The 20,517-nt window shown below is 46.4% G+C and carries 11 protein-coding genes; 4 read left to right on the plus strand and 7 right to left on the minus strand.

Annotated elements, in window-relative coordinates:
• Positions 1-13: 13 nt before the first annotated feature.
• Positions 14-898 (minus strand): winged helix-turn-helix transcriptional regulator, encoded by an 885-nt coding sequence (locus RW114_RS05670; RefSeq protein ID WP_340121754.1) that lies wholly within the window; start codon positions 896-898, stop codon positions 14-16.
• Between the two features lie 1,434 nt (positions 899-2,332).
• Between RW114_RS05670 and RW114_RS05675 the strand changes: the two genes are divergently transcribed.
• The 3 genes from RW114_RS05675 to RW114_RS05685 all read left to right on the plus strand — a co-directional run bounded on the left by RW114_RS05675 (position 2,333) and on the right by RW114_RS05685 (position 6,641).
• A complete protein-coding gene (locus tag RW114_RS05675; RefSeq protein WP_340121755.1) occupies positions 2,333-3,286 on the plus strand; it encodes a PAS domain-containing protein in 954 nt (317 codons plus the stop codon).
• A 61-nt stretch (positions 3,287-3,347) separates the two neighbouring features.
• Entirely contained in the window at positions 3,348-4,289 is a 942-nt protein-coding gene (locus RW114_RS05680; RefSeq protein ID WP_340121756.1) for a malate dehydrogenase, read from the plus strand.
• Between the two features lie 771 nt (positions 4,290-5,060).
• Entirely contained in the window at positions 5,061-6,641 is a 1,581-nt protein-coding gene (locus RW114_RS05685; protein WP_422614791.1) for a peptide chain release factor 3, read from the plus strand.
• Between the two features lie 378 nt (positions 6,642-7,019).
• On the opposite strand, the gene RW114_RS05690 is transcribed toward RW114_RS05685, so the two are convergent.
• On the minus strand, positions 7,020-11,471 hold the full coding sequence (locus RW114_RS05690) for an EAL domain-containing protein (protein WP_340121758.1): 4,452 nt from the start codon (positions 11,469-11,471) through the stop codon (positions 7,020-7,022).
• Between the two features lie 219 nt (positions 11,472-11,690).
• Complete coding sequence (locus RW114_RS05695) at positions 11,691-13,424, minus strand: multicopper oxidase domain-containing protein (RefSeq protein ID WP_340121759.1); 1,734 nt, start codon at positions 13,422-13,424, stop codon at positions 11,691-11,693.
• 364 nt (positions 13,425-13,788) lie between these two features.
• On the opposite strand from RW114_RS05695, the gene RW114_RS05700 reads away from it, so the two are divergent.
• Complete coding sequence (locus RW114_RS05700; RefSeq protein WP_479687022.1) at positions 13,789-15,405, plus strand: protein adenylyltransferase SelO; 1,617 nt, start codon at positions 13,789-13,791, stop codon at positions 15,403-15,405.
• 17 nt (positions 15,406-15,422) lie between these two features.
• On the opposite strand, the gene nosR is transcribed toward RW114_RS05700, so the two are convergent.
• The 4 genes from nosR to RW114_RS05720 are packed head-to-tail and all read right to left on the minus strand — an operon-like array spanning position 15,423 to position 20,370.
• Positions 15,423-16,820, minus strand: coding sequence for a response regulator c-di-GMP phosphodiesterase, NosR family (nosR, locus tag RW114_RS05705; RefSeq protein ID WP_340121760.1), 1,398 nt, complete (start codon positions 16,818-16,820; stop codon positions 15,423-15,425).
• Between the two features lie 39 nt (positions 16,821-16,859).
• Positions 16,860-18,692, minus strand: coding sequence for an ATP-binding protein (locus RW114_RS05710; protein ID WP_340121761.1), 1,833 nt, complete (start codon positions 18,690-18,692; stop codon positions 16,860-16,862).
• A 12-nt stretch (positions 18,693-18,704) separates the two neighbouring features.
• Entirely contained in the window at positions 18,705-19,523 is an 819-nt protein-coding gene (locus tag RW114_RS05715) for an HDOD domain-containing protein (protein ID WP_340121762.1), read from the minus strand.
• Between the two features lies 1 nt (position 19,524).
• The gene (locus tag RW114_RS05720; RefSeq protein WP_340121763.1) at positions 19,525-20,370 is read right to left on the minus strand and encodes an ATP-binding response regulator; all 846 of its coding nucleotides are present in this window, start codon (positions 20,368-20,370) and stop codon (positions 19,525-19,527) included.
• Between the last annotated feature and the right edge of the window lie 147 nt (positions 20,371-20,517).

The following is a 20,517-nucleotide window of genomic DNA, read 5'->3' on the forward strand; positions in this document are numbered from 1 at the left end:
TAAAAAACGGATATTATCCATGGATTGTAATTGCTTTAAGAGATGAATGACTATTTTCATTTTCTAAAATACCCGGCGGATTCACTTTAGCAGGCGAGGGCACATTCAGTTTGTAGCCAAAACCTTTCACCGTCAAAATCCATTGCGGATTGTTCGGGTCATGTTCAATCTTTTTTCTTAATAAGTGCATGTATTGATAAAGATCTGATTTGGTTACCCGGTCATTTTCAGGCCAGATATGATTGATGATTTCATCAGTCATAAATACACGATCAACATCTTTTGCCAATAATTCGAAAAGATCAAATTCTTTACGGGTTAAATTCAGCGATTTACCGTTAAAAAATACACATTTAGATCGTTGGTCAATCTGAAAAGGTTCGACTATAAAATAATCGGCATGCCCATTTTTGGGTGTGTTATTAGCCAACTGGTTATTGTTGCTAACCTCAAGCATTAACAGTCTTCGATCATTAGTCGCTCGTCTCGAATGACTCCTTTTTTCTTGAATAAAGCGATGAAGTTGCTTGAATTTATTGAGCAGATAGTTATCCAATTGATTAACATCAAGAGGGGAATCTAAAATAGTGTCAACCCAGAAAACCATGTCCTCTTCTAAACTGGAAGCGTTATTAATGTCACGTAAGTAACATATGGGGATTTGATGGTTAAGGCTGATTTCACGGATCAACTTAACGACAGTTTTTTGAGTCTGCCCTTGTGCCGGATCCACGGCAAGAATAATGATGTTCGGCTGCATCTGAACCATTGCATTAAGTGATTCCAAGTCGGCAACTGTTTCAAATATTTTATAGCGGTGTGCATGACAGTATCCTTTTAATAAGCCCAGAAGATAAGGGTCATCACTAATCACTGCAATCCGGAAGTCTGTATTCATAGGAGTCCTGGAAAAATCCTTAAAGCAAACAGACACAGGATCTGCGAGGTCAATAAAGAAAAATAATTTACTTATTGCTAATAAAACAAAAGTAACTACTCATCAGATGCTGGTTTTAATAACTGATGTTACGCACTGTCCACAAAAAGCACGAAAGCCACGAAAAAATGTAAAGCCCTATATTTCTCGACTGACGGTGTAATGCCAAATTATTCATTCATATCAATGTGACTGGAACTGGCATTCATGCCGGCATGACGATACTAGCCAAGGTTTATTGTAATCAGGATGCATTTTCGACTTGCTTCTATGTACCCCGTTTGTTTTTCGTGCTTTTTGTGTTTTTCGTGGACTGCGATTTTTTATAGGTACGCGCGTAACATCAGTTAATAATAGAACATGGATGACACTAATTAAACTGGTTGAAAAGAGTTTTTTATCAGTATTTACTCCTGACGCCGGACGAGGTATTTGTGCCATCCGAAACGTTTGATAGCTCGAAAGGTCAGATTGTTTGCGACGAACATATCAGTCGATAAACATACCGAGCGGAGTTGAAAAAATCTCGTTCTGCTCAGTGAATTTTATGTTGCCTAGAGGCAGCTGTTTTTAGTGGGTGCTGATGCAGCACAATGTTTTTTATAAAATTTTTCGCATGTTTTTATTACCATGAAGGACATGAAGATAATGAAGGAAGAGCTAACGCGCTTTTCCGAATAAGGTGCTTGCTTGCGTATGATACTCAAAGCAAGGGATAAAAAAGCTTAGTTTTCGTGACTTCGTTTCAATATAACACCTGAAGTCAATACCAATTTCTTCAAGTTCTTCATGATCTTCATGATCTTCATGGTAAAAATTTATTACATTTTTTGGAATCAGCACCCTTTTTAGTTTTCGTGGGGCAATTGATTTTTATAAGTTTATCAGTAAAGTTCGTAATTTATTTTTGTAGCTGCTGAGTAGTTACACATTAAATAGCGTTAGCGATTAAAAAAGTCACAATAAATTAGCGAGTTGCATTAAACATTATCACAATGATGGCGCAATACGAATTAGTAGTACTGCGTATTCTCAGAATTTACTTACTCCACTCGGCAGTTTTGCTCGTTAATGAGGGGATAGACCAACAACATTGCTCACCACCTCCTTAAAAATCATGCTGTTTTATGGTCAGGGTTTCGTTGATCGGTAAGTGTTACCACGTATTTTATTTATGTTTTTGCTTTGTTAAGGTAGGCACTATCAATTTAAACTTAAAAAATGCTTAAATTTTAATTTTGTGAGTGGTTCGTTTACGGTACTGACCTTTTTTCAATTTATTGCAAAAATAGATAACTGATGAGACGGTTTTTACTCAAAAAGCAGATGTCTTTGAAGGTAGATTGCCAAGAAATGTTTTACCCCGGGTGCTCCATTAACTTGTAAAGGTGCCGTATGATAAATGAAGTAATTAAACAAAACTCGTTATCCGCAGAACGTTATCATCCTCTAATAACCGAGGCAGATGATCTCCCTATCGTAGAATGGCTGCATGAACTACGGCTACACCAGATCGAACTGGAAAGGCAGAGTGAGGAACCGAGACATGCTCATGTTGTTCAGGAGGAATCCCGTGACTGTTATGTGGGTCTCTATGATTTTGCTCCGGTCGGTTATCTCACGCTCACGCGTGAAGGTCTGATTGCAGAAATCAACCTTACTGCTGCCAGATTGCTTGGTGTGGATCGCAGAAAACTACCGCCCCATCATTTTTCTACCTTTGTGGCACCTAAAGATGTTGAATGTTGCCAGCTTTTTTTCTCAGGCATAAAGAAGCATAACCAGCGGAACAGTACCGAGCTGCTGTTAAAACGCAGTGATGGTGCTGTATTTCCTGTTCAGATGGAATGTCTGTCAGTACCATCCGGTGGCAAAGGTTCGATATTGCGAATTATACTTACCGAAAGCAAACAGGCAAAGAGGGTTTTGCGTGAAGATCAGACGCACACGCTGGATATAGATCAGGCTAGTGCCAAGATGGGTTCATGGGATTGGGATATCAAAACCGGACGCGTCATTTTCAATGAGCGTTGGGCCAAGATGCGCGGTTACCGGTTGAGTGATATAGAATCTCACATCGATACCTGGGAAAACAGTATCTACCCTAATGATTTCCCCGCTTATGATGCCGCTTTAACGGCGCATTTAGAAAATCGCACGCCGTTTTTTCAGGCTGAATATCGCGTTCGTACCCGGCAGGGATCCTTGATTTGGCTATTGAATCGCGGCACGGTAATTCAGCGTGATACTGAAGGCAATCCCCTGCATATGGCCGGTATCGAGATGGACGTCACCGAGCTCAGGAATAACGATAAAATAAAAGCTCTGAAAATAAAAGAATTGCACTAAATCAGGCTATTGCGGTGAGTGGCGGCATTGTCACGTAACTATTCAGCATGAAGCATTATTTATGAAAATTGCGATCATCGGAACCGGTCGTGTCGGTTCCACGCTTGCTTATGCGCTGGTGTTAAAACAGATTTGCGACCATCTGGTGATTGCCGGTCGTACCTATGAAAAAGCCAGCGGCGATGCTCTGGATCTGCAACACACGCTGGCTTTTTGCTCGCGGCCGATGCACATAGAGAGTTGCACTAATGAGCAGGTAAAGGATGCCGATATTGTGGTCATTACGGCATCGGTTGCAATGGATGGTCAGGTTTTGACTTCGCGTCTCCAATTGGGCGAAAAAAATATCCTATTATTCAAGGAATTGATTCCCGTGTTGGCTGCCAATAATCCCAATGCCATATTCGTTATCGTGACTAACCCGGTTGACGTGATGACTTATGCAGCGTGTAAATTATCCGGTTTTGCGGCCAATCGGGTGATGGGGGTCGGAACGCTGGTGGACTCCGCCCGCTTTCGTGCCTTGCTGTCACAGGAAGAACATATTCACCCTGACGATCTCCGGGCTTATATTTTGGGTGAGCACGGCTCCAATCAAGTGCCGATAATGAGTAGCGCAGAAGCGGGGGGGGAACCCATCGGCGACACTCCCATTCATCGACAGTTATTTACGCAGGTTACCGAAGCCGGTTTTGAGGTTTACCGACTCAAGGGTTATACCAATCACGCCATTGCCACAGCGACATGTATGGTTATTGAAGCCATAGTTTTCGATGAATACCGCACCATGCCTCTCGCAACCTGGTTTGACGACTGGATGGGCATTCGAGATAACTGCTTTAGTATTCCTGTCGTAGTTGGACGTGGCGGCATTATTCGCCATTTGCATCCCGAGTTGAACGACAGCGAACAACAAGCCCTGCGAACGGCGGCGTTCGCTATCAAGAATGCTGTTGTTTCATTGATACCTGACTTGGTGGACAGTAGTCACATCGATATCTGATTGATGCATCGTTTATTGCAATCGGCTCGACAGGCATTATTTCAAAGCCTTGCTTGATGAAATAATGCTTACGCTCACCATCTAATGCCGTAAATTTAACGGCAACTTCCCAACTGTCTGTTTATTTGTCTATCTGTACCACTCGGCCTTCACAGCGCAGCATTACATTAGGTTCAATGGCCTGTCCCGTAGGGCAAACCCCGCAGTACTCAAGTTGCGTGTTTCGTCCGTATCTGAATAGAGTAGGGGCGACCGGTTGGTCGCCCATTGCACGACATGAGTTATTTAATTCTCATACGATAGCGTTAACCGGATTTTGCACCGGGAAGCCTATACAGGACGAGACATTATACAATGTAGTCAAGCTTACCTTGAATTGGAACGGCGGCACATTACACCGATGTGCATGGTCGGCACCAGTTCAGTAGCTTTCGTGTGCATAACAAGGTCGGAGGCAAAGCCAAAAATGATTAATCCCAGGACACAGAATACGGTTGGTTTTCTAATAGATACGGCTTCATTCTGTATTGAAAGAGGCTGAGGCTTACTTATTTTGTATGAATTAGGTAAAATTACTCAATTGAGGCTATTTCGGTATTTTTTAAAAAAACCTGGCTTGCTGTTTATTTAAAGGAGGGATTTAGGTTTGCCGGTAATGTTTACATCCTTGACAAGGGAAGTCATCAATCATCCATTCGTCCCCCCATTAACCAATGGGCGCTCTTTTTGTTGTGTACCGTGTGTGTACCTATTTTTTGCATAAACATGTCGATTACTGAAATAAGTTCCGAAACCAAACGTCGTAGAACCTTTGCCATCATCTCCCATCCTGACGCGGGAAAAACCACCATCACCGAAAAACTGCTGCTGTTCGGCGGCGCGATCCAGCTTGCAGGCTCGGTAAAAGGCCGTAAAGCGGCACGTCATGCGACCTCTGACTGGATGGAAATGGAAAAGGAGCGGGGCATTTCGGTGACCACCTCGGTGATGCAGTTCGAACATAAAGACTGCATTATTAATCTGCTCGATACACCGGGTCATGAAGATTTTTCCGAAGATACCTACCGCACCTTGACGGCGGTCGATTCAGCGCTGATGGTGATAGACGTCGCCAAAGGGGTTGAACAAAGGACCATCAACCTGATGGAAGTCTGTCGTCTGCGTACTACGCCGATCCTGACCTTCATTAACAAGCTGGACAGGGAAGGGCGGGAACCGATTGAATTAATGGACGAGGTTGAAAATGTGCTGAATATCAAATGCGCACCGATGACCTGGCCTATCGGCATGGGTAAACGATTTAAAGGGGTTTATCATTTATATAAAGATGAAATTCACCTGTTCAGCGCTCAACATGGCGGCAAGATTGCACAGGCTGAAATCATCAAAGGCTTGCATAACCCAAAGCTGGACGAGCTGCTGGACGATCAGGCCGAAGAACTCAGGGATGAAATCGATTTGGTCAAAGGCGCCAGTCATGAATTCAATCTTGAAGATTATCTGGCGGGCAACTTGACACCGGTTTTTTTCGGCTCGGCCATCAACAACTTCGGGATTATTGAGTTACTCGATGCATTCGCCGAATATGCGCCGTCACCCCGACCCAGACAGGCAGAACAGCGCGAGGTTTTACCGGAAGAACCGGCATTTAGCGGTTTTGTGTTTAAGGTTCAGGCCAACATGGATCCGTCGCATCGGGATCGGATTGCCTTTTTAAGAATCTGTTCCGGAAAATTCGACAAAGGCATGAAGATTCATCATGTGCGTATCGGTAAAAGTATTCAGGTCGCCAACGCGATCACCTTTCAGGCCGACAGCCGGAAAAGCGTCGAAGAGGCCTACCCCGGCGACATTATCGGTCTGCATAATCACGGCACTATTCAGGTCGGCGATACCTTTACCCAAGGCGAAACGCTTAAATATGGCGGCATACCTTATTTTGCGCCGGAATTATTCCGCCGGGTGGTGTTAAAAGACCCATTAAGAGCCAAAGCCCTGCAAAAAGGACTGGTACAGTTGACCGAAGAAGGCGCGACCCAGTTATTCAAGCCGTTAAAAAATAACGACCTTATTTTGGGCGCGGTCGGTATTTTACAGTTTGACGTGACCGCGTTCAGGCTTAAAAGCGAATACAATGTCGAATGTGTTTATGACGCGATACCCATCTCAGCGGTGCGTTGGGTAAGTTCCGACAAACCGGCCAAGTTGGAGGAATTCAGGAACAAAGCCTTTGATAATCTGGCTGAAGACGGCGGCGGTTATTTGGTTTATGTCGCCAACAGCCGGGTCAACCTGCAACTGACCGAAGAACGCTGGCCGGATATTAAATTCAGCGCGACGCGGGAATTGTAGTGCGGGCATTTTCCGGATATTACGTTTAAAAAATTCAAAGCTAGCTTTGAACTCCGACCGCTGTATTTTCTGGAGTCCTAAGCTGGCTTTGGACGCATGGCTATCTACACAAGTCATCATAGCTGGACGGGACATCGCCCGTTTCCACGCGGGAGCATGGTAACCAGACCCGGTCCCTTAACCCTAGAAAAATCATTTGATCCACGAAAAATACAAAAAGTACGAAAATATTCAAAGAGATACCAAGTTGTAGATCGTCACCCAAAGGGTGAATGACTGCGTAATACAACATACTGATTTCTTTCGTGTCGCCTAGAGGCGCCTACTTTTGGCTTTCGTGCTTTTCGTGGACTAATTGTACTGCGGTTTTTAGGTTAACTATGGCGAAACATCAGTCATACAGACTTGATCCCGCAATAACTGGGCAAACTCTTCGGCCGGCAGGGGTTTGCTTTTGATGAAACCCTGGTAAGCGTCGCAGCCTTTTTCTCGCAGGAATGCCAGTTGCTCAAGCGTTTCTACGCCTTCGGCTAATACCTTAAAGCCTAAAATATGCCCCATCGCAATTATCGTCGCGGTAATTTCCATATCGTCTTGTGCCGAGGGAATATCATCAATAAAGCTCTTGTCAATTTTTAGCACATTCAGCGGAAAGCGCTTCAGGTAGGCCAGCGACGAATAACCGGTGCCGAAGTCGTCAATGGCCAGTCGAATGCCTTGAGCGCGCAAATTGTTGAGTACCTCGGCGGCTTTTTCTTCGTTTTCCATTAAGCCGCTTTCGGTTAGTTCCAGTTCTAATCGTTCAGCCGGAAAGCCGGTTTCGTGCAACACCTCTGCTACCAGAGCATTGATGTCGCTACGGCGGAACTGGTGCGGCGATACGTTGACCGCTAAAGTTATCGATGGCAAATCCATATCTATCCAGCGCTGGCCTTGCAGGCAAGTTTCACGCAGCACCCAGGCGCCAATTTCCAAAATTAGGCCTGTTTCTTCGGCAATAGGAATGAAGTTGGCTGGTGAAATCAGTCCTTCGTTGGGGTCTTGCCAGCGTACCAACGCTTCGGCACCGACGATCAGGCCGCTGACGATGTCGATTTGTGCCTGATAATAGACACACAATTCCTGTCGTTCAGTGGCGCGACGCAGGCGAGTTTCCAGGGCAATGCGTTCACGGGTGATAACGGTAAATTCTTCGGAAAAATAGGCAAAACAACTGCGTCCTTCATCTTTGGCACGGTAAAGTGCAATGTCGGCATTATCCATCAGCTTTTCAGGGCTGTCGCCGTGCTGTGGAAACAAGCTAATGCCGATGCTGGCGCCGATTATGACCTTTCGGCTTAGCTCAGGATAGGTAATGCTACTTTGCAGCAATTGAAAGGGTCGGCCCAAATCGGCGACAATATTCTCGGCGACCCGCGCCGCATCTTCCGGATGGGTAATATTTTCTAGCAGAACGACAAACTCATCACCACCCAAACGAGCAACCATATCGACATCGCGCAATCTGGCTTTGATACGGGCAGCGACTTGTTGCAGTAATTCGTCACCCGCCAAGTGTCCCATGCTGTCATTGACCGCTTTGAAACGATCCAGATCAAGCATCAGCAATGCCAGTTGTTTGCCGTCACGTCGCTCCATTTCGATAGCATGCGTCAGTCGCTCCCACAGAAGGCGGCGATTTGGCAGTGCCGTGAGCGGATCATAATAAGCCAGATTGTGAATGGTTTCTTCAGCTTCCTTATTTTTGGTGATGTCGGTGAAAGCGGAAACGTAGTTAATGATCTGGTTATTCGTATCGCTAACCGTGGTAATGCTGAGCCATTCGGGGTAGATGTCGCCGTTTTTGCGTTTGTTCCATATTTCGCCCTCCCAGTAGCCATCCTGTTTTAAGCTATGTTGTAACGCTTGGTAAAAGTCGGCATCCTGACGGCCCGAATTAAGCAAAGCGTGGGTTTGTCCAATAACTTCTTCCGGGCTATAGCCGGTGACGCGGGTAAACGCCTTGTTGACTTTCAGGATAATCTGATTGGCATCGGTGATGGACATACCTTCTTGCGATTCAAAGGCGGTTGCGGCGATGCGTAGCCCTGCTTCGGCCTGTTTCTGCTCGGTAACATCGCGAAAACTCCATACTCTGCCGACCACTTTATGGTCAATTATCTGAGGGATGGAATAGCGCTCGACGATTTTTCCATCCTTAAACTCAATAATATCGAAGGAGTGAGCTTCCGGAGTTGCGTACAGTTCGGTTACTTTATTTGAGAAAGCCTCGGAGTCTTTGATTTGATTGGGTCCATACAACAGCTCTATACTGCCGTCTTCAGCTCCTATCTTAGCGGCGATGATTTCATCGGGAATTTGCCACAAATCAGCGAATTTTTGGTTATGCAGCAGCCAATTGTTGTTCAGATCTACAGCCAGAATGGCCTCGCCGGTGGATTCCAAAGTGGCTCTTAGTATCGATAGCGATTCCGCTATTTGTAACATTGACCGGCTTCGTTCGATCGCCAATTGTGCCAGGCCGGCATAGTGGTCTATCAGGTCGATTTCGGCATCGGTTGGTTGCGCCGGTAGTCGATGATAGACGGCGAAAGTCCCGATGACCCCCCCCAGGTTATTTTTAATCGGCTGTGACCAGCAGGATTGCAGGTTGGCTTGCTTGGCGAGACCGCGATACGCTTCCCAATAAGGATGCTGTTGCACATCTTCCACGATAACGCGTTCGCCGAGATACGCCGCCGTACCGCAAGAACCGACGCCGTTGCCAATCGCCAGGCCATCAATGGCTTGATTGTAAAAGTCGGGTAAGCTGGGTGCTGCACCATAGCGTAGATGTTTGCTGTCTTCATCCAACAGTAAAATTGAGCACAACATATTAGGATGTAGCGCTTCAATTTGAAGGGCTAATGTATTCAATACTTCGGGTAGGTCGACTCTCCGGTTAATCAGTTGAAGAACTTGGTTTTGTAAAGCCAGTTCATCGGTACGGGTACGTAAATCATTTTCGACGGCTTTGCGTTCGGTGATGTCACGCCAACAGGCATGGACAATAAGCTCGGCATGCACTGTCATAGCTGTTAGCGACACCTCGACAGGAAGAGGCGATCCATTGGCTCGCAGATGCTGCCATTCGAACCGGTGATATCCCACCCGCACAGCAGTGGCTATCATTTCAGACGCCTTTCCCTCAGAGGATCGACCATCGGGTTGATAGGCTGGAGATATTTCACCGGGTCCGCAATTGATCAATTCTGACTTTGAATTAAGCCCAAGCTGGCTCAGTGCGGCGGCGTTGCAGTCGATGAAGCGCCCCTCTTTGATCAGTAAAGCGGGGTCGCTGGAATCTTCAAACAGATGTCGAAATGCATCTTCGCTTTCGCGTAGGGCAACTTCCGCTTGTTTACGTTCAGTAATGTCCTGGATGGTGCCAACCAATTTTACGGGTTTTCCGACATTGTCGCACTCGATGTCGCCATGATCGATGACCCAGCGTGTTTTGTTATCGTTAGGGCGGACGATTATATATTCCATCGAAAACTGTTCGTGGGTACGGATTATTGTCTGATGCTGATCAACTACCCATTGACGGTGTTCCGGATCAATCAGCGCTACCCAATTGGGGATATCCCGTTCAAAGTGTGTGTCGATGCCGAAAATCTGATCCAGCATAGGCGAGCTTTCCCAGCGACCGCTCTCAAGGTCGGCCACGTAGTAGCCTATACCGGCGGTATCGTGCGCCAGACGTAACAGTTTTTCGTTGCGGTCGGCTATTTTATTTTTTCGTTTTTGCGCTCTATAGGAAGCTAACAGGATTAAGGTAATAACACCGGTTAATAGGCTGATGACGACGGCAATTTTGATATATTGAAGCAGTTTTTCTTGATCGGCTTTGGGGTTGGGATCATAACTAAAATCTTGCAGAAATAGATCGTTTTCAACCATGCCCGCTTCGATAAATGTTTCCGCCATATGTCGCCAGCGCCAAGGGTTCATGTGCCCCAAATCAACTATATCAGGCACTATCAATGAACGGATTGCCTCGGCTTCAAACTCAAGATGGTCTCTGGATTTGGCGACTTTGTATTTGTTGAGCAACAGATCAATAATTTCTTGCGGGTGATTCATGGCGTAATACCAGCCTTCGAGACTGGCTTGACGGAAGGCTTTGACGCGTTCGGGATGCTGTTTAAGCTCGTCTTCCGTGGTAAACAGGATGTCGCTGTAGAAATCGACGCCGTAGTTGCGCGGGTTCAGTACGGTGAATTCAAGCCCTTGCTGCTTTAGAAAATAAGGCTCATTGCTTAAGTAAGAATTAAACGCGTCTACTTTGCCGTCAACTAGATCGTTAATGTCATAACTGCTGGGGATGACATGAAAACGGCTGATGTCTATGCCCTCATTATTGAACATCGCGACAAAATCAGCGTCCATGGTTTGATCCAACAACATGATTTTTTTCCCGACTAAATCGTCAGGTGAAAAAATGCCGGCATCTTTGCGTGCCAGTAACACCGAAGGAGAATGCTGGTATATCGCAGCCAAGGCGACTAGCGGTGCGCCGCGCAACCGTTCCAGTAGTAATTCGCTATTGGCCTCGCCATACTGGGCATGGCCTTGAAGGACTTCCTGTACCGGTTTTTTTTCCGGGGTACCTTCGTGGATAATGACATCGAGTCCGGCTTTTTGGTAATAACCTTTTTCTAACGCCGCATAATAGCCGGCGAATTGAAACTGGTGATGCCAACGTAGCTGTAGATGAATGGGTTCTGCTGATGCCGAAAAGCAACCGCAGACCAGTGCTACAGCAAGTATAGAACGGGGTCGCATCATATTGAGGTCATCGGCTTTCTCTGTTTAATAGTCGTTTTTATGGTACAAACGCATAAAAAGCGACGGTCTTTTATCGAGAGGTATTATCCGTAGTTGAAGATTGGCTTAGGTAGAAGGAGGCGGCATTTGGCATCCTTGTGCCTAGTCCTAAGAATATGCTGCCTTTAGGTAATGAAGTCGGCTAGGGTGGGCAGAAAAGCGCTGCCCACCCTGCTTGGCTTATTTATTAATCAGCTTACGAACACGGTCGTAAATCATCTTCCGGTTAATGATCAGCACATAGCTTAATAAACCCAGTATTAAACCGAATACCAATTTTCCAAAAGCGGAACTTTCCGGTTCGGCTTGCGGAGTTGCAGGCGCCCATTGTTCTTTTACGGTTTGTACCGCCACTTTAGAAGGCTTATAGTCTGCTTTCAGATCCGGCAGACCTAAGCTGTGCCATTTATCGTAATCCTGCCAGATCGGATAATTACGTTTCCACAGTTCCTTGCTGAAATAGGGGGTAAGATCCATGCCGTGCGATTTGGGCATGCCTTTTTCATCTAGGAAGTCTCTGTAGACGACCAGACTGATATCGCCGCCTTCACCAATGCCGTCAGTGGTAAACGCTTTTTCAACATGGTCATGGAACATCCAGATGCCTGGACCGAAGCTATGCAAGCCATCATCGACACCGCTTAATTCCAAATCCAACCGCTGAGCGGGTGCAATAGCATGTACGTCCCGGGTCATATAGGAATTCGGACCATTATCAACGCCATCGTAATGGGTTGCGGTGGGTTTGTGTCCATGCGCATGGAAAGCTAAAGTATCCTGGGTGCCGTTATAAATACGCAGTTTGACTTTTTCGTCCTGCTGCATTTCGATCAGCGATTCCCTTAGCGTATAAGGGAAAGAGCGGCCGTTGAGCATAAAATAATCGTCGGTGGCATCGGTCACGTCATATTCCGTATTCATATGCTTGGCAATCAGACGCGGATCGTTGGCTGACCGGGCAATCACATTATGTAATTCCTTATCGGCCGATCCATAATGCAAATCGTACTCGCGGGCATATTTTTCCAGCACCGCTACCGAGGGGTGACGCACTTGACCGGCGCCGACGTTAAAAGTTTGCGGCCAGTTATTGGGACGGTTTTCCTCAACCACAAAAATACCCTGTAAGCCCATCGGAATATGGGTATGGGGCTGAACATGACAATGGTAATACATGGTGCCCGCTTGGCGCGGCTTGATGACATAAGTTTTGCTTTCTCCCGGCATGGTATCCATATTGCTGGTTTGGGCAACGCCATCATTGCCGACGCCGCTCATATCCATGAACGGATGATCGATACCGTGCAAATGGATGGAATGCGGCAAATAATGGGTGTTTTCCAGAATCAGCCAGATCACGTCATCCTGCTCGACATGAATTGCCGGAGACGGTACCCGCAGTAATGGATTGGCTACCAGCTCGTAAATACTTTTAGTTGACATGTCCCGGGTTTTCGGCGCAAAAACCCAAAAAGTCGGCTGTATGCCAGGGGCTATGTCGAAAGTAGTAGTGGGGTCTTTCATATCCGGCGAATGGCCGTTGAGCTCGACAACTTCAAGCCTGATAATGATTTTATCGGGGTCGCCGTCGCCATCGATATCGTCCGACATCGTGATGGCGTCGGCAGCGAGTTGAGTTTCCATCAGTGTTTTCATGGAAACGCCGTTGGTGCCCTTGACAAAGGCGGCGATGTCAGACGGATTGTCGGGATTACATAGCCGTGAAGCCTGTATTGTTACACCATCGATGACTTGTTCTTTACGCCATTCGGGAGAAATAAAATCGGAACAGACTTCTTCTACCGGTCCCATATCTACCTTGGCCGTAGGAGGTAAGTCGCTGGCCGCTTGACTCCATGAGTGTGCAAGGAGCATTGTTGCGCCCCAAATGAAGGTAAGAAGATTTTTATGCATACGACGGCCTCAGAGTAATTCATTAAATAAAATGACACACCGCCAACTCAAAGCGGAGGTTTTTAACGCAATCATTTTAACTGAATATTAAGGGGAATTCATGTTTAACGCTAGAATAAACATGAATTATCAATTTAACGGTTCACCGAATATGGACTCAGCTTTATACATAAATGTCTACGAGACACGATCATACGGCAGGGACGCCCGACCCGACAGAGTGCGAAGCAAATCCAGGCATAGGGATGTGAGGGTTCGGAGACACTCGGTGCGTTCTAAATAATGCGAGAGCTTCGAATGTGATCCTCGCTATGGCGATATGATGATTCCGATTTAGAGCTGTATATACTAACGAGAGATTTTTATGATTATGATGGCTTCTCAAAAAAAAATATCACGATTCGATGACTTGATTTTCGATAACCGTTTTTTACGCGAATTACCCGCCGATCCCGAAACCGTCAACAATCGCCGTCAGGTATTTGGCGCCTGTTATTCGCGGGTGTTGCCGACCAAAGTTGCCGATTCGCAAACAGTCGCTTATGCCAGAGAGGTTGCAGAACTACTGGATTTGGATTCGGACATTTGCGGGTCTGACGATTTTACCCAAGTGTTTGTCGGCAATCGTCTGTTACCCGGCATGGATCCCTATGCCACCTGTTACGGCGGCCACCAGTTCGGCAATTGGGCGGGACAGCTCGGCGATGGCCGCGCCATTAATCTGGGCGAAGTGGTCAATCACCGAGGTGAGCATTGGATGTTACAGCTTAAAGGTGCAGGTTCCACGCCTTACTCAAGGAATGCGGACGGCTTGGCGGTGTTGCGCTCCTCGGTGCGTGAATTTTTGTGCAGCGAAGCCATGCATCATCTGGGTGTGCCGACCACGCGGGCATTGAGCCTGATACTGACCGGCGAGGAGGTTATTCGGGATATGTTTTACAGCGGCGACCCCAAGCCGGAGCCGGGTGCCGTGATTTGCCGGGTTGCGCCATCGTTTACCCGTTTTGGCAGTTTTCAGATTTTCGCCGCCAGGGGTGAGATCGAGCTGATGAAAAAATTGCTGGATTACACTATCCGCACCGATTTTCCGCATTTAGGCGAGCCGTCGCTGGACGTTTATCTTAAATGGTTTGAAGAAGTCTGCCGCAGAACGGCGGAAATGATAGTGCACTGGCAGCGTGTCGGCTTTGTTCATGGCGTGATGAATACCGATAATATGTCGATACTCGGTCTCACCATAGACTACGGTCCCTACGGTTGGCTGGAAAATTACGACCCCAACTGGACGCCCAATACCACCGATGCGGCGGATCGTCGGTATCGTTTCGGCAACCAGCCGCAAATCGCTTTCTGGAATCTCGGGCAACTGGCCAACGCCATCTATCCGCTGATAGAGCAGGTCGAACCCCTGCAACAGGCGATTAATGCCTATAAAGATACCTTTGAGCAGGGCTGGCAAACCATGGTCGCCGCCAAGCTGGGGCTGAATACCTATGATCCAGCCATTGATAACGAACTAAATACCGAGTTGTTGATCCTGTTGCAGTTGGTTGAGACCGACATGACCATTTTTTACCGCAAGCTTGCGCTGCTGGTCATGGCTGTTGAACTCAGTGATGAGGCTTTGATGACGCCGCTGATGGAAGCTTATTATGTGCCTGGGCAGATAACCGATGATTACAAGGCGCGTCTTGGTAACTGGCTCAGGTCTTATATAAGACGGGTTCAAGCTTCCGGGATAGCCGATGCCGAGCGGATCAAAACCATGAACGCCGCCAATCCCAAATACGTTTTACGCAATTATCTGGCGCAACTGGCGATAGACAAGGCAGAGCACGGTGATTTTTCGATGGTCAATGAGTTGTTGGAACTGTTGCGCCATCCGTATAACGAACAACCCGGCAAAGAAGCATTCGCGTTAAAACGGCCTGACTGGGCAAGGCAACGGCCGGGCTGCTCAATGTTGTCTTGTAGTTCTTGAGTGTGGGTTTAGTTGTATTATTTCTTGCCCATGCGAATTTTAATGACAGGGTTTTTACCGGCGTTCTCTCTTAATGCCTTGATGTTGTTGATTATTCGTTGATCTACAATACAATTTTTAAGATAAGGCTTATTCTCAAAATAAATGCTATCCACTTCCATGCCGAGTTTCAGTTGCATCCATGAGATTTCCATAACCGGGCGCTCCACGATAAAACTTTCTGTCCCGCCCAGTAGTCTGCTGTTCTTCCATGATTTTTTAATCTCAGGGAGTTCCGTAGTCACTTCCTCTTCAACGGATGTGTCTTTAAGCACTTTAACAAAAGCATCGATAATATCAGGGTCATAATAACTTCCTTTTCGACTCGTTAATTGAATGACTGCTGAGCTAACGGACATGACCTCACCGGTCATTGAACCCTCAAGATACGCGATATAATCGCCAACCACATTCAGAATACGGGAGCCCAGGGGGATTTTTTGTTTAGCCAGACCGTCGGGAAGACCCGAGCCGTCGTAGCGTTCGTATTGATGCCGGATTAAAACAGACGCACCTTTTAACTGGGTCAATCCCTTCAATAAAGCTTCGCCTTCGACGGCATGTTTTAAATAGCTTTGTTTGTCGGCAAGAGGTATTGAGAAATAAGACTCTGCCAGCAATTTATCCGGCAAACTCATCTTGCCGATCTGTATCAGCAATCCGGCATAAAAAATATGTTTCCTCTCCTCGGCGTTTACGCCCAGTTTACGGGCAACCAGCAAGGCTTTTTCGGCGATATATTTTGACTGCCCGCTTTTAATGCCGGGGCGCATTTCAATAATACGTGAGAATGTCTTGATGGAATTGATATATTGTTTTTCCAGGCTCTTATTTGCCTGGTCAAGATGCTGCTTAGTATTCTTAAGCTGCTCGGTGCGCTGCTCGACTTTTTCTTCCAGATGTTCGTTGAGCTCTTTTAATTCTTTATTTTGCTGGTAAACAATACCCGATAAACGATCCCGCTCCTCGCGCAGATGCTTTTGTTCCAGGGCATTGCGAACCAGTAATTTAAGTTCCTCATCATTCCAGGGTTTATTGCAATAATTGTAAATACGCCCTTTATTGACGGCATCAATCGCCGATTGAAAATCGGTATAGCCGGTCAGTAAAATACGGACAGTCTCCGGCCATTGCATGACAACCTCGGTTAAAAATTCCGCACCGCTCATTTCCGGCATACGCATATCGGAAATAATCAGGTCAACGGCATTTTGTCGTAATATCTCCAGACCTTCGGCGCCGCTTGAGGCAAAGTAGGCGAGATACGGTTCATTATGAAACAAGCGGCGCAAGGCTTTAAGTACATTCGCTTCATCATCGACAAACAATATCGCGGCAGTCTTGTCATCAGCAACGCTAGTCAGTTCAGTCGGCATAGCCACTCCAGCTTTATTTCAATTAACATGATAGCCATTTTACACATTTTCAATAATCGCGCCGCTAATAGGCAGGATAATCCGAAAGGTCGTCCCCTGACCCAACTGGCTGGTCAGTTGAATTTCCCCCTGATGTTTTTTGATAATATTGTAGGAAACCGAAAGTCCCAAGCCGGTACCTTGACCTATCGGCTTGGTTGTAAAAAAGGGATCAAAAATTTTACTCTGATGTTCAGGAGCTATGCCTTTGCCGGTATCGCTGATTTCCACCCAGGCCTGATCATTTTCCGTGCCGGTGCGCAACGTAATAATACCTTCATTTTCAATAGCATGTGCCGCATTGATCAGCAAATTCATAAACACCTGATTAAGCTGGTGTGGCAGGCATTTTACTTCGGGCAGGTCGCCAAATTCTTTGACAATTTTTGCCTTGTATTTGATTTCACTGTTGACAATATTGAGCGTACTTTCAAGTCCCGTGTGCAGATTAGTCCATTGCCAGTCATCGCCACCGCCAAGATGAGAGAAGTCTTTAAGATCCTGAACGATTTTTTTCACCCGTGTCGCGCCTTCATGAGATTCTTCCAATAAATCGAGGATATCAGTCTTTAGATAGTCCAGATCTATTTTCTGTTTGAAGGCTTTAATGTGTGCGAGTTGCCCGGTATTGGTGCAGGTTGCTTCCGCTGTTTCGTAAATCGCCACCAGTGCCAGTAAATTATCGATATAATTTTTCAAGGAGGTCAGATTGGAATTGATATAGCCGATGGGATTATTGATTTCATGTGCGACGCCGGCAGCCAATTGACCGACAGATGCCATTTTTTCCGATTGCAATAGCTGTTGTTGCATCTCCTGCAGCTTGTTCAAGGTAGTCTGTATTTCTTCATTCTGCTTTTTTAATAACCCTGTAGCATTTTTATATTGGGTAATATCGACGGTAATGCCGTCAAAATGTGCAGGAATATCCTGAGCATTAGGAATATAACGCATATGAGTCTGCAACCAGCGTGATTTTTTATCAACGTGAATGATACGGTAGGTTATTTTTTGTACGATAGTATTTTTTAATTGCTCCAGGCAGTTTTTTACTTTTTCTCGATCGGCAGGGTCTATAATGTCCAGCCATAAACCGGGTTGATTAAAAAAATCGGCAACCGGATAACCATACACATCTTTAGCCGCCTGATTGAGATAAAAAGGTGCAAAAGTGTCCGCTGTGACTGACCAGACGACACTGTCCAGAGAATCCAGTGTGTCATTCAGGCGCTTTTTCGATTGCTCCAGATGGTGACGGGTAGTCTGTAACTGCTGGTTCATCTTGGTAGTCTGCTCTATACGCTGCTGCTTTTCATGATGCAGTCTGGCATTATCAATGACCAGGGTGATCAGGTTAACCAGTACGCCTCCGAATTCCAGATCCTCTTCGGTATAACCCCCTTGTTCATCCAAGCTGTTGACACTTAATGCGCCAATAATCCTGTTATCCAATTGTAGCGGCCAACAAAGCGCTGACGATGGAACAGGCGTCTGCATCCTGCGAGTAGGGCTGACAAAACGCGGATCGTCCGCAACATCCCCTTGAAGTAACAACGGTTTTCCGTTTTTTACCACCCAACCGATAATCCCGCTGCCCTGGGTTATCACACTTCCTATACATTCCGCCGGTAAACCAATGCCGGCAACAATAGTCAACCGGTCATCATCCTCTTGACACAAGGCTAATGACCCGGTATCGGCATTAAAGCCTTGCACAATATGCTGCAGAATGCGTTCAAATACCACATCGGTTTTATCTTGCCGCAGATCGGATTGGGCTAAGCGGTATAAATCATGAATCCAGTTGAGCTGGCGAGCTTCATTTAATAGCATATAATTCCCTGATTAAGATAGGGTGATGACCTGATCAGCAAACTGCCGTCCGCTGTCAGTACAATGTGCTGCCTGATCGATTGAAACATTGAGCATGGCAAGCGTAGCGCATATGGATTCGTGTTCTTCCAAAGCGGAGTCATCGGCTTGTTCGGTCTTGACGATCAACAAATTGGCGGTGTAGACCAGTAACGCGAGCGACTTGGCGGCACCGGATTCGGGTGGCGTTTCGTGTTGCTCAATGGCCTCCTGGATAGCCATTGGAAGATTCCAGTGCTGTGCAGCCTTGCCCCCCATTTCCACATTATCAAAGCCTAAGATGCGCTGTTCCGTTTCCATCAGGGGGGATGCCGGCTCATTAATAATCCGGCTGAATTCCTCAGGAAAAAGTGCAACAATCACCAGGCGCCCGATGTCGTGTAACAATCCCGCGGTGAAGGCAAGATCAGGACTGGTGCCGGTATGGATCGCAAGTTGCCGGGTGCATTCGGCAACGGACATGCTGTGATGCCAGAACTGGTGATAATTGAAGTCTTTATGCTGTGCAGGCAGTATTTTTGAAAAACAGATGCCAATCAGCATGTCTCTGATTCGGTTTAGACCCAGTAAAACAACGGCCTCACGCAAAGAACCTATTTCCCTGGACATGCCGTAGAAAGGTGAGTTGACGATACGTAAAATCCGTATGGTCATGGATGGATCCTGGCTGATTTTATCGACCAGTATCGACAGATCTTGTTTGCCATTAATCTGTTGCATTGCTTCCATAAGCAATACCGGTATGGGGGGGAAATCCGCCAAACGCGAAAATTTATTTTCCAAGCTGGGCATTTTAATTTTTCTTTAATGGGGTCAATAGCATAATGATTCCTTTCGATTGACTGCTATCTCCCATGGTACTGATTAATACCTGCATGGAAACACCTGCATTCGATTCCACGACGCCGCTGTCAAGCGGCACGGAGTTATCCGTATAGGCATGCTGTAATAATTGTAAAAGCGCCTCGGGTAAAATGTCCCCCGTCATAAGCCCGAGCAGACAGCCCGGAGCTTGGCAGAATATTTTCTCGGCGCATCGGTTGGACGCCACTATCATATTCTGTTCGTCAATACCAATAATGCCTATCGGTAAATGCTCAAGAATTTCCTGTGAAATTTGCAATAAGTTAAGGCTGTGTACGATTTCACGGGTTTTATCGGCTACATTTTGCTCAAGGTTTTGATTGAGCATGGAAAGTTTGTCATTGGCAGACTGGAGTTCCCGGGTTAAACGCAAATTTTCCTGTTCCATTTCATAGCAGTGAAAGGCCGCGCGAATGTTATCCCGAAGTAGGTCATCGTCCCAGGGCTTGGTTAAAAATTTATAAATCGCCCCTTCGTTAATGGCGCTGGTGACTGATTCAAGTTCGGTATAACCAGACAATACTATGCGTAATGACTTGGGATACAGTATTTTAACCCTGCGTAGAAATTCCACGCCCGTCATGTGCGACATGCGTTGATCGGAAATGATGACGCCCACTTCGTGCTTCGCCAATAAGGCAAGACCCTGTTCGGCGCTATTGGCGGTCAGGAGGGTATAGCCATCAGATCGTAACGTACGCTTAAGAGCATTGATGATGTTAATTTCCTCATCCACCAGAAGAATGGTGCGTAAGGGTTGCGGTACTTCTGCCATAAGGGCCTCCTTGTCATCGAATCGAAACGTTGTGCTAAATAAGCTATGTATCTCTCGATAGAAAGCTGCAATTTCTAGCGCATCAAGTCCGTCTGATACGAGGTTGTAAAAAAATCTGTGTAAACGGCTTCTAATTAAAAATGAGCT

The sequence above is a fragment of the Methylobacter svalbardensis genome, assembly GCF_037671525.1.
Lineage (GTDB): Bacteria > Pseudomonadota > Gammaproteobacteria > Methylococcales > Methylomonadaceae > Methylobacter_A > Methylobacter_A svalbardensis.

What these genes read in the sequence shown, in the direction of transcription:
- RW114_RS05700 (WP_479687022.1), top strand. Translation starts at nt 13,789, where the DNA reads ATGATTATGATGGCTTCTCAAAAAAAAATATCACGATTCGATGACTTG.
- RW114_RS05690 (WP_340121758.1), bottom strand. Translation starts at nt 11,471, where the DNA reads ATGATGCGACCCCGTTCTATACTTGCTGTAGCACTGGTCTGCGGTTGC.
- RW114_RS05710 (WP_340121761.1), bottom strand. Translation starts at nt 18,692, where the DNA reads ATGCTATTAAATGAAGCTCGCCAGCTCAACTGGATTCATGATTTATAC.
- RW114_RS05670 (WP_340121754.1), bottom strand. Translation starts at nt 898, where the DNA reads ATGAATACAGACTTCCGGATTGCAGTGATTAGTGATGACCCTTATCTT.
- RW114_RS05680 (WP_340121756.1), top strand. Translation starts at nt 3,348, where the DNA reads ATGAAAATTGCGATCATCGGAACCGGTCGTGTCGGTTCCACGCTTGCT.
- RW114_RS05675 (WP_340121755.1), top strand. Translation starts at nt 2,333, where the DNA reads ATGATAAATGAAGTAATTAAACAAAACTCGTTATCCGCAGAACGTTAT.
- RW114_RS05720 (WP_340121763.1), bottom strand. Translation starts at nt 20,370, where the DNA reads ATGGCAGAAGTACCGCAACCCTTACGCACCATTCTTCTGGTGGATGAG.
- RW114_RS05695 (WP_340121759.1), bottom strand. Translation starts at nt 13,424, where the DNA reads ATGCATAAAAATCTTCTTACCTTCATTTGGGGCGCAACAATGCTCCTT.
- nosR (WP_340121760.1), bottom strand. Translation starts at nt 16,820, where the DNA reads ATGCCGACTGAACTGACTAGCGTTGCTGATGACAAGACTGCCGCGATA.
- RW114_RS05715 (WP_340121762.1), bottom strand. Translation starts at nt 19,523, where the DNA reads ATGCCCAGCTTGGAAAATAAATTTTCGCGTTTGGCGGATTTCCCCCCC.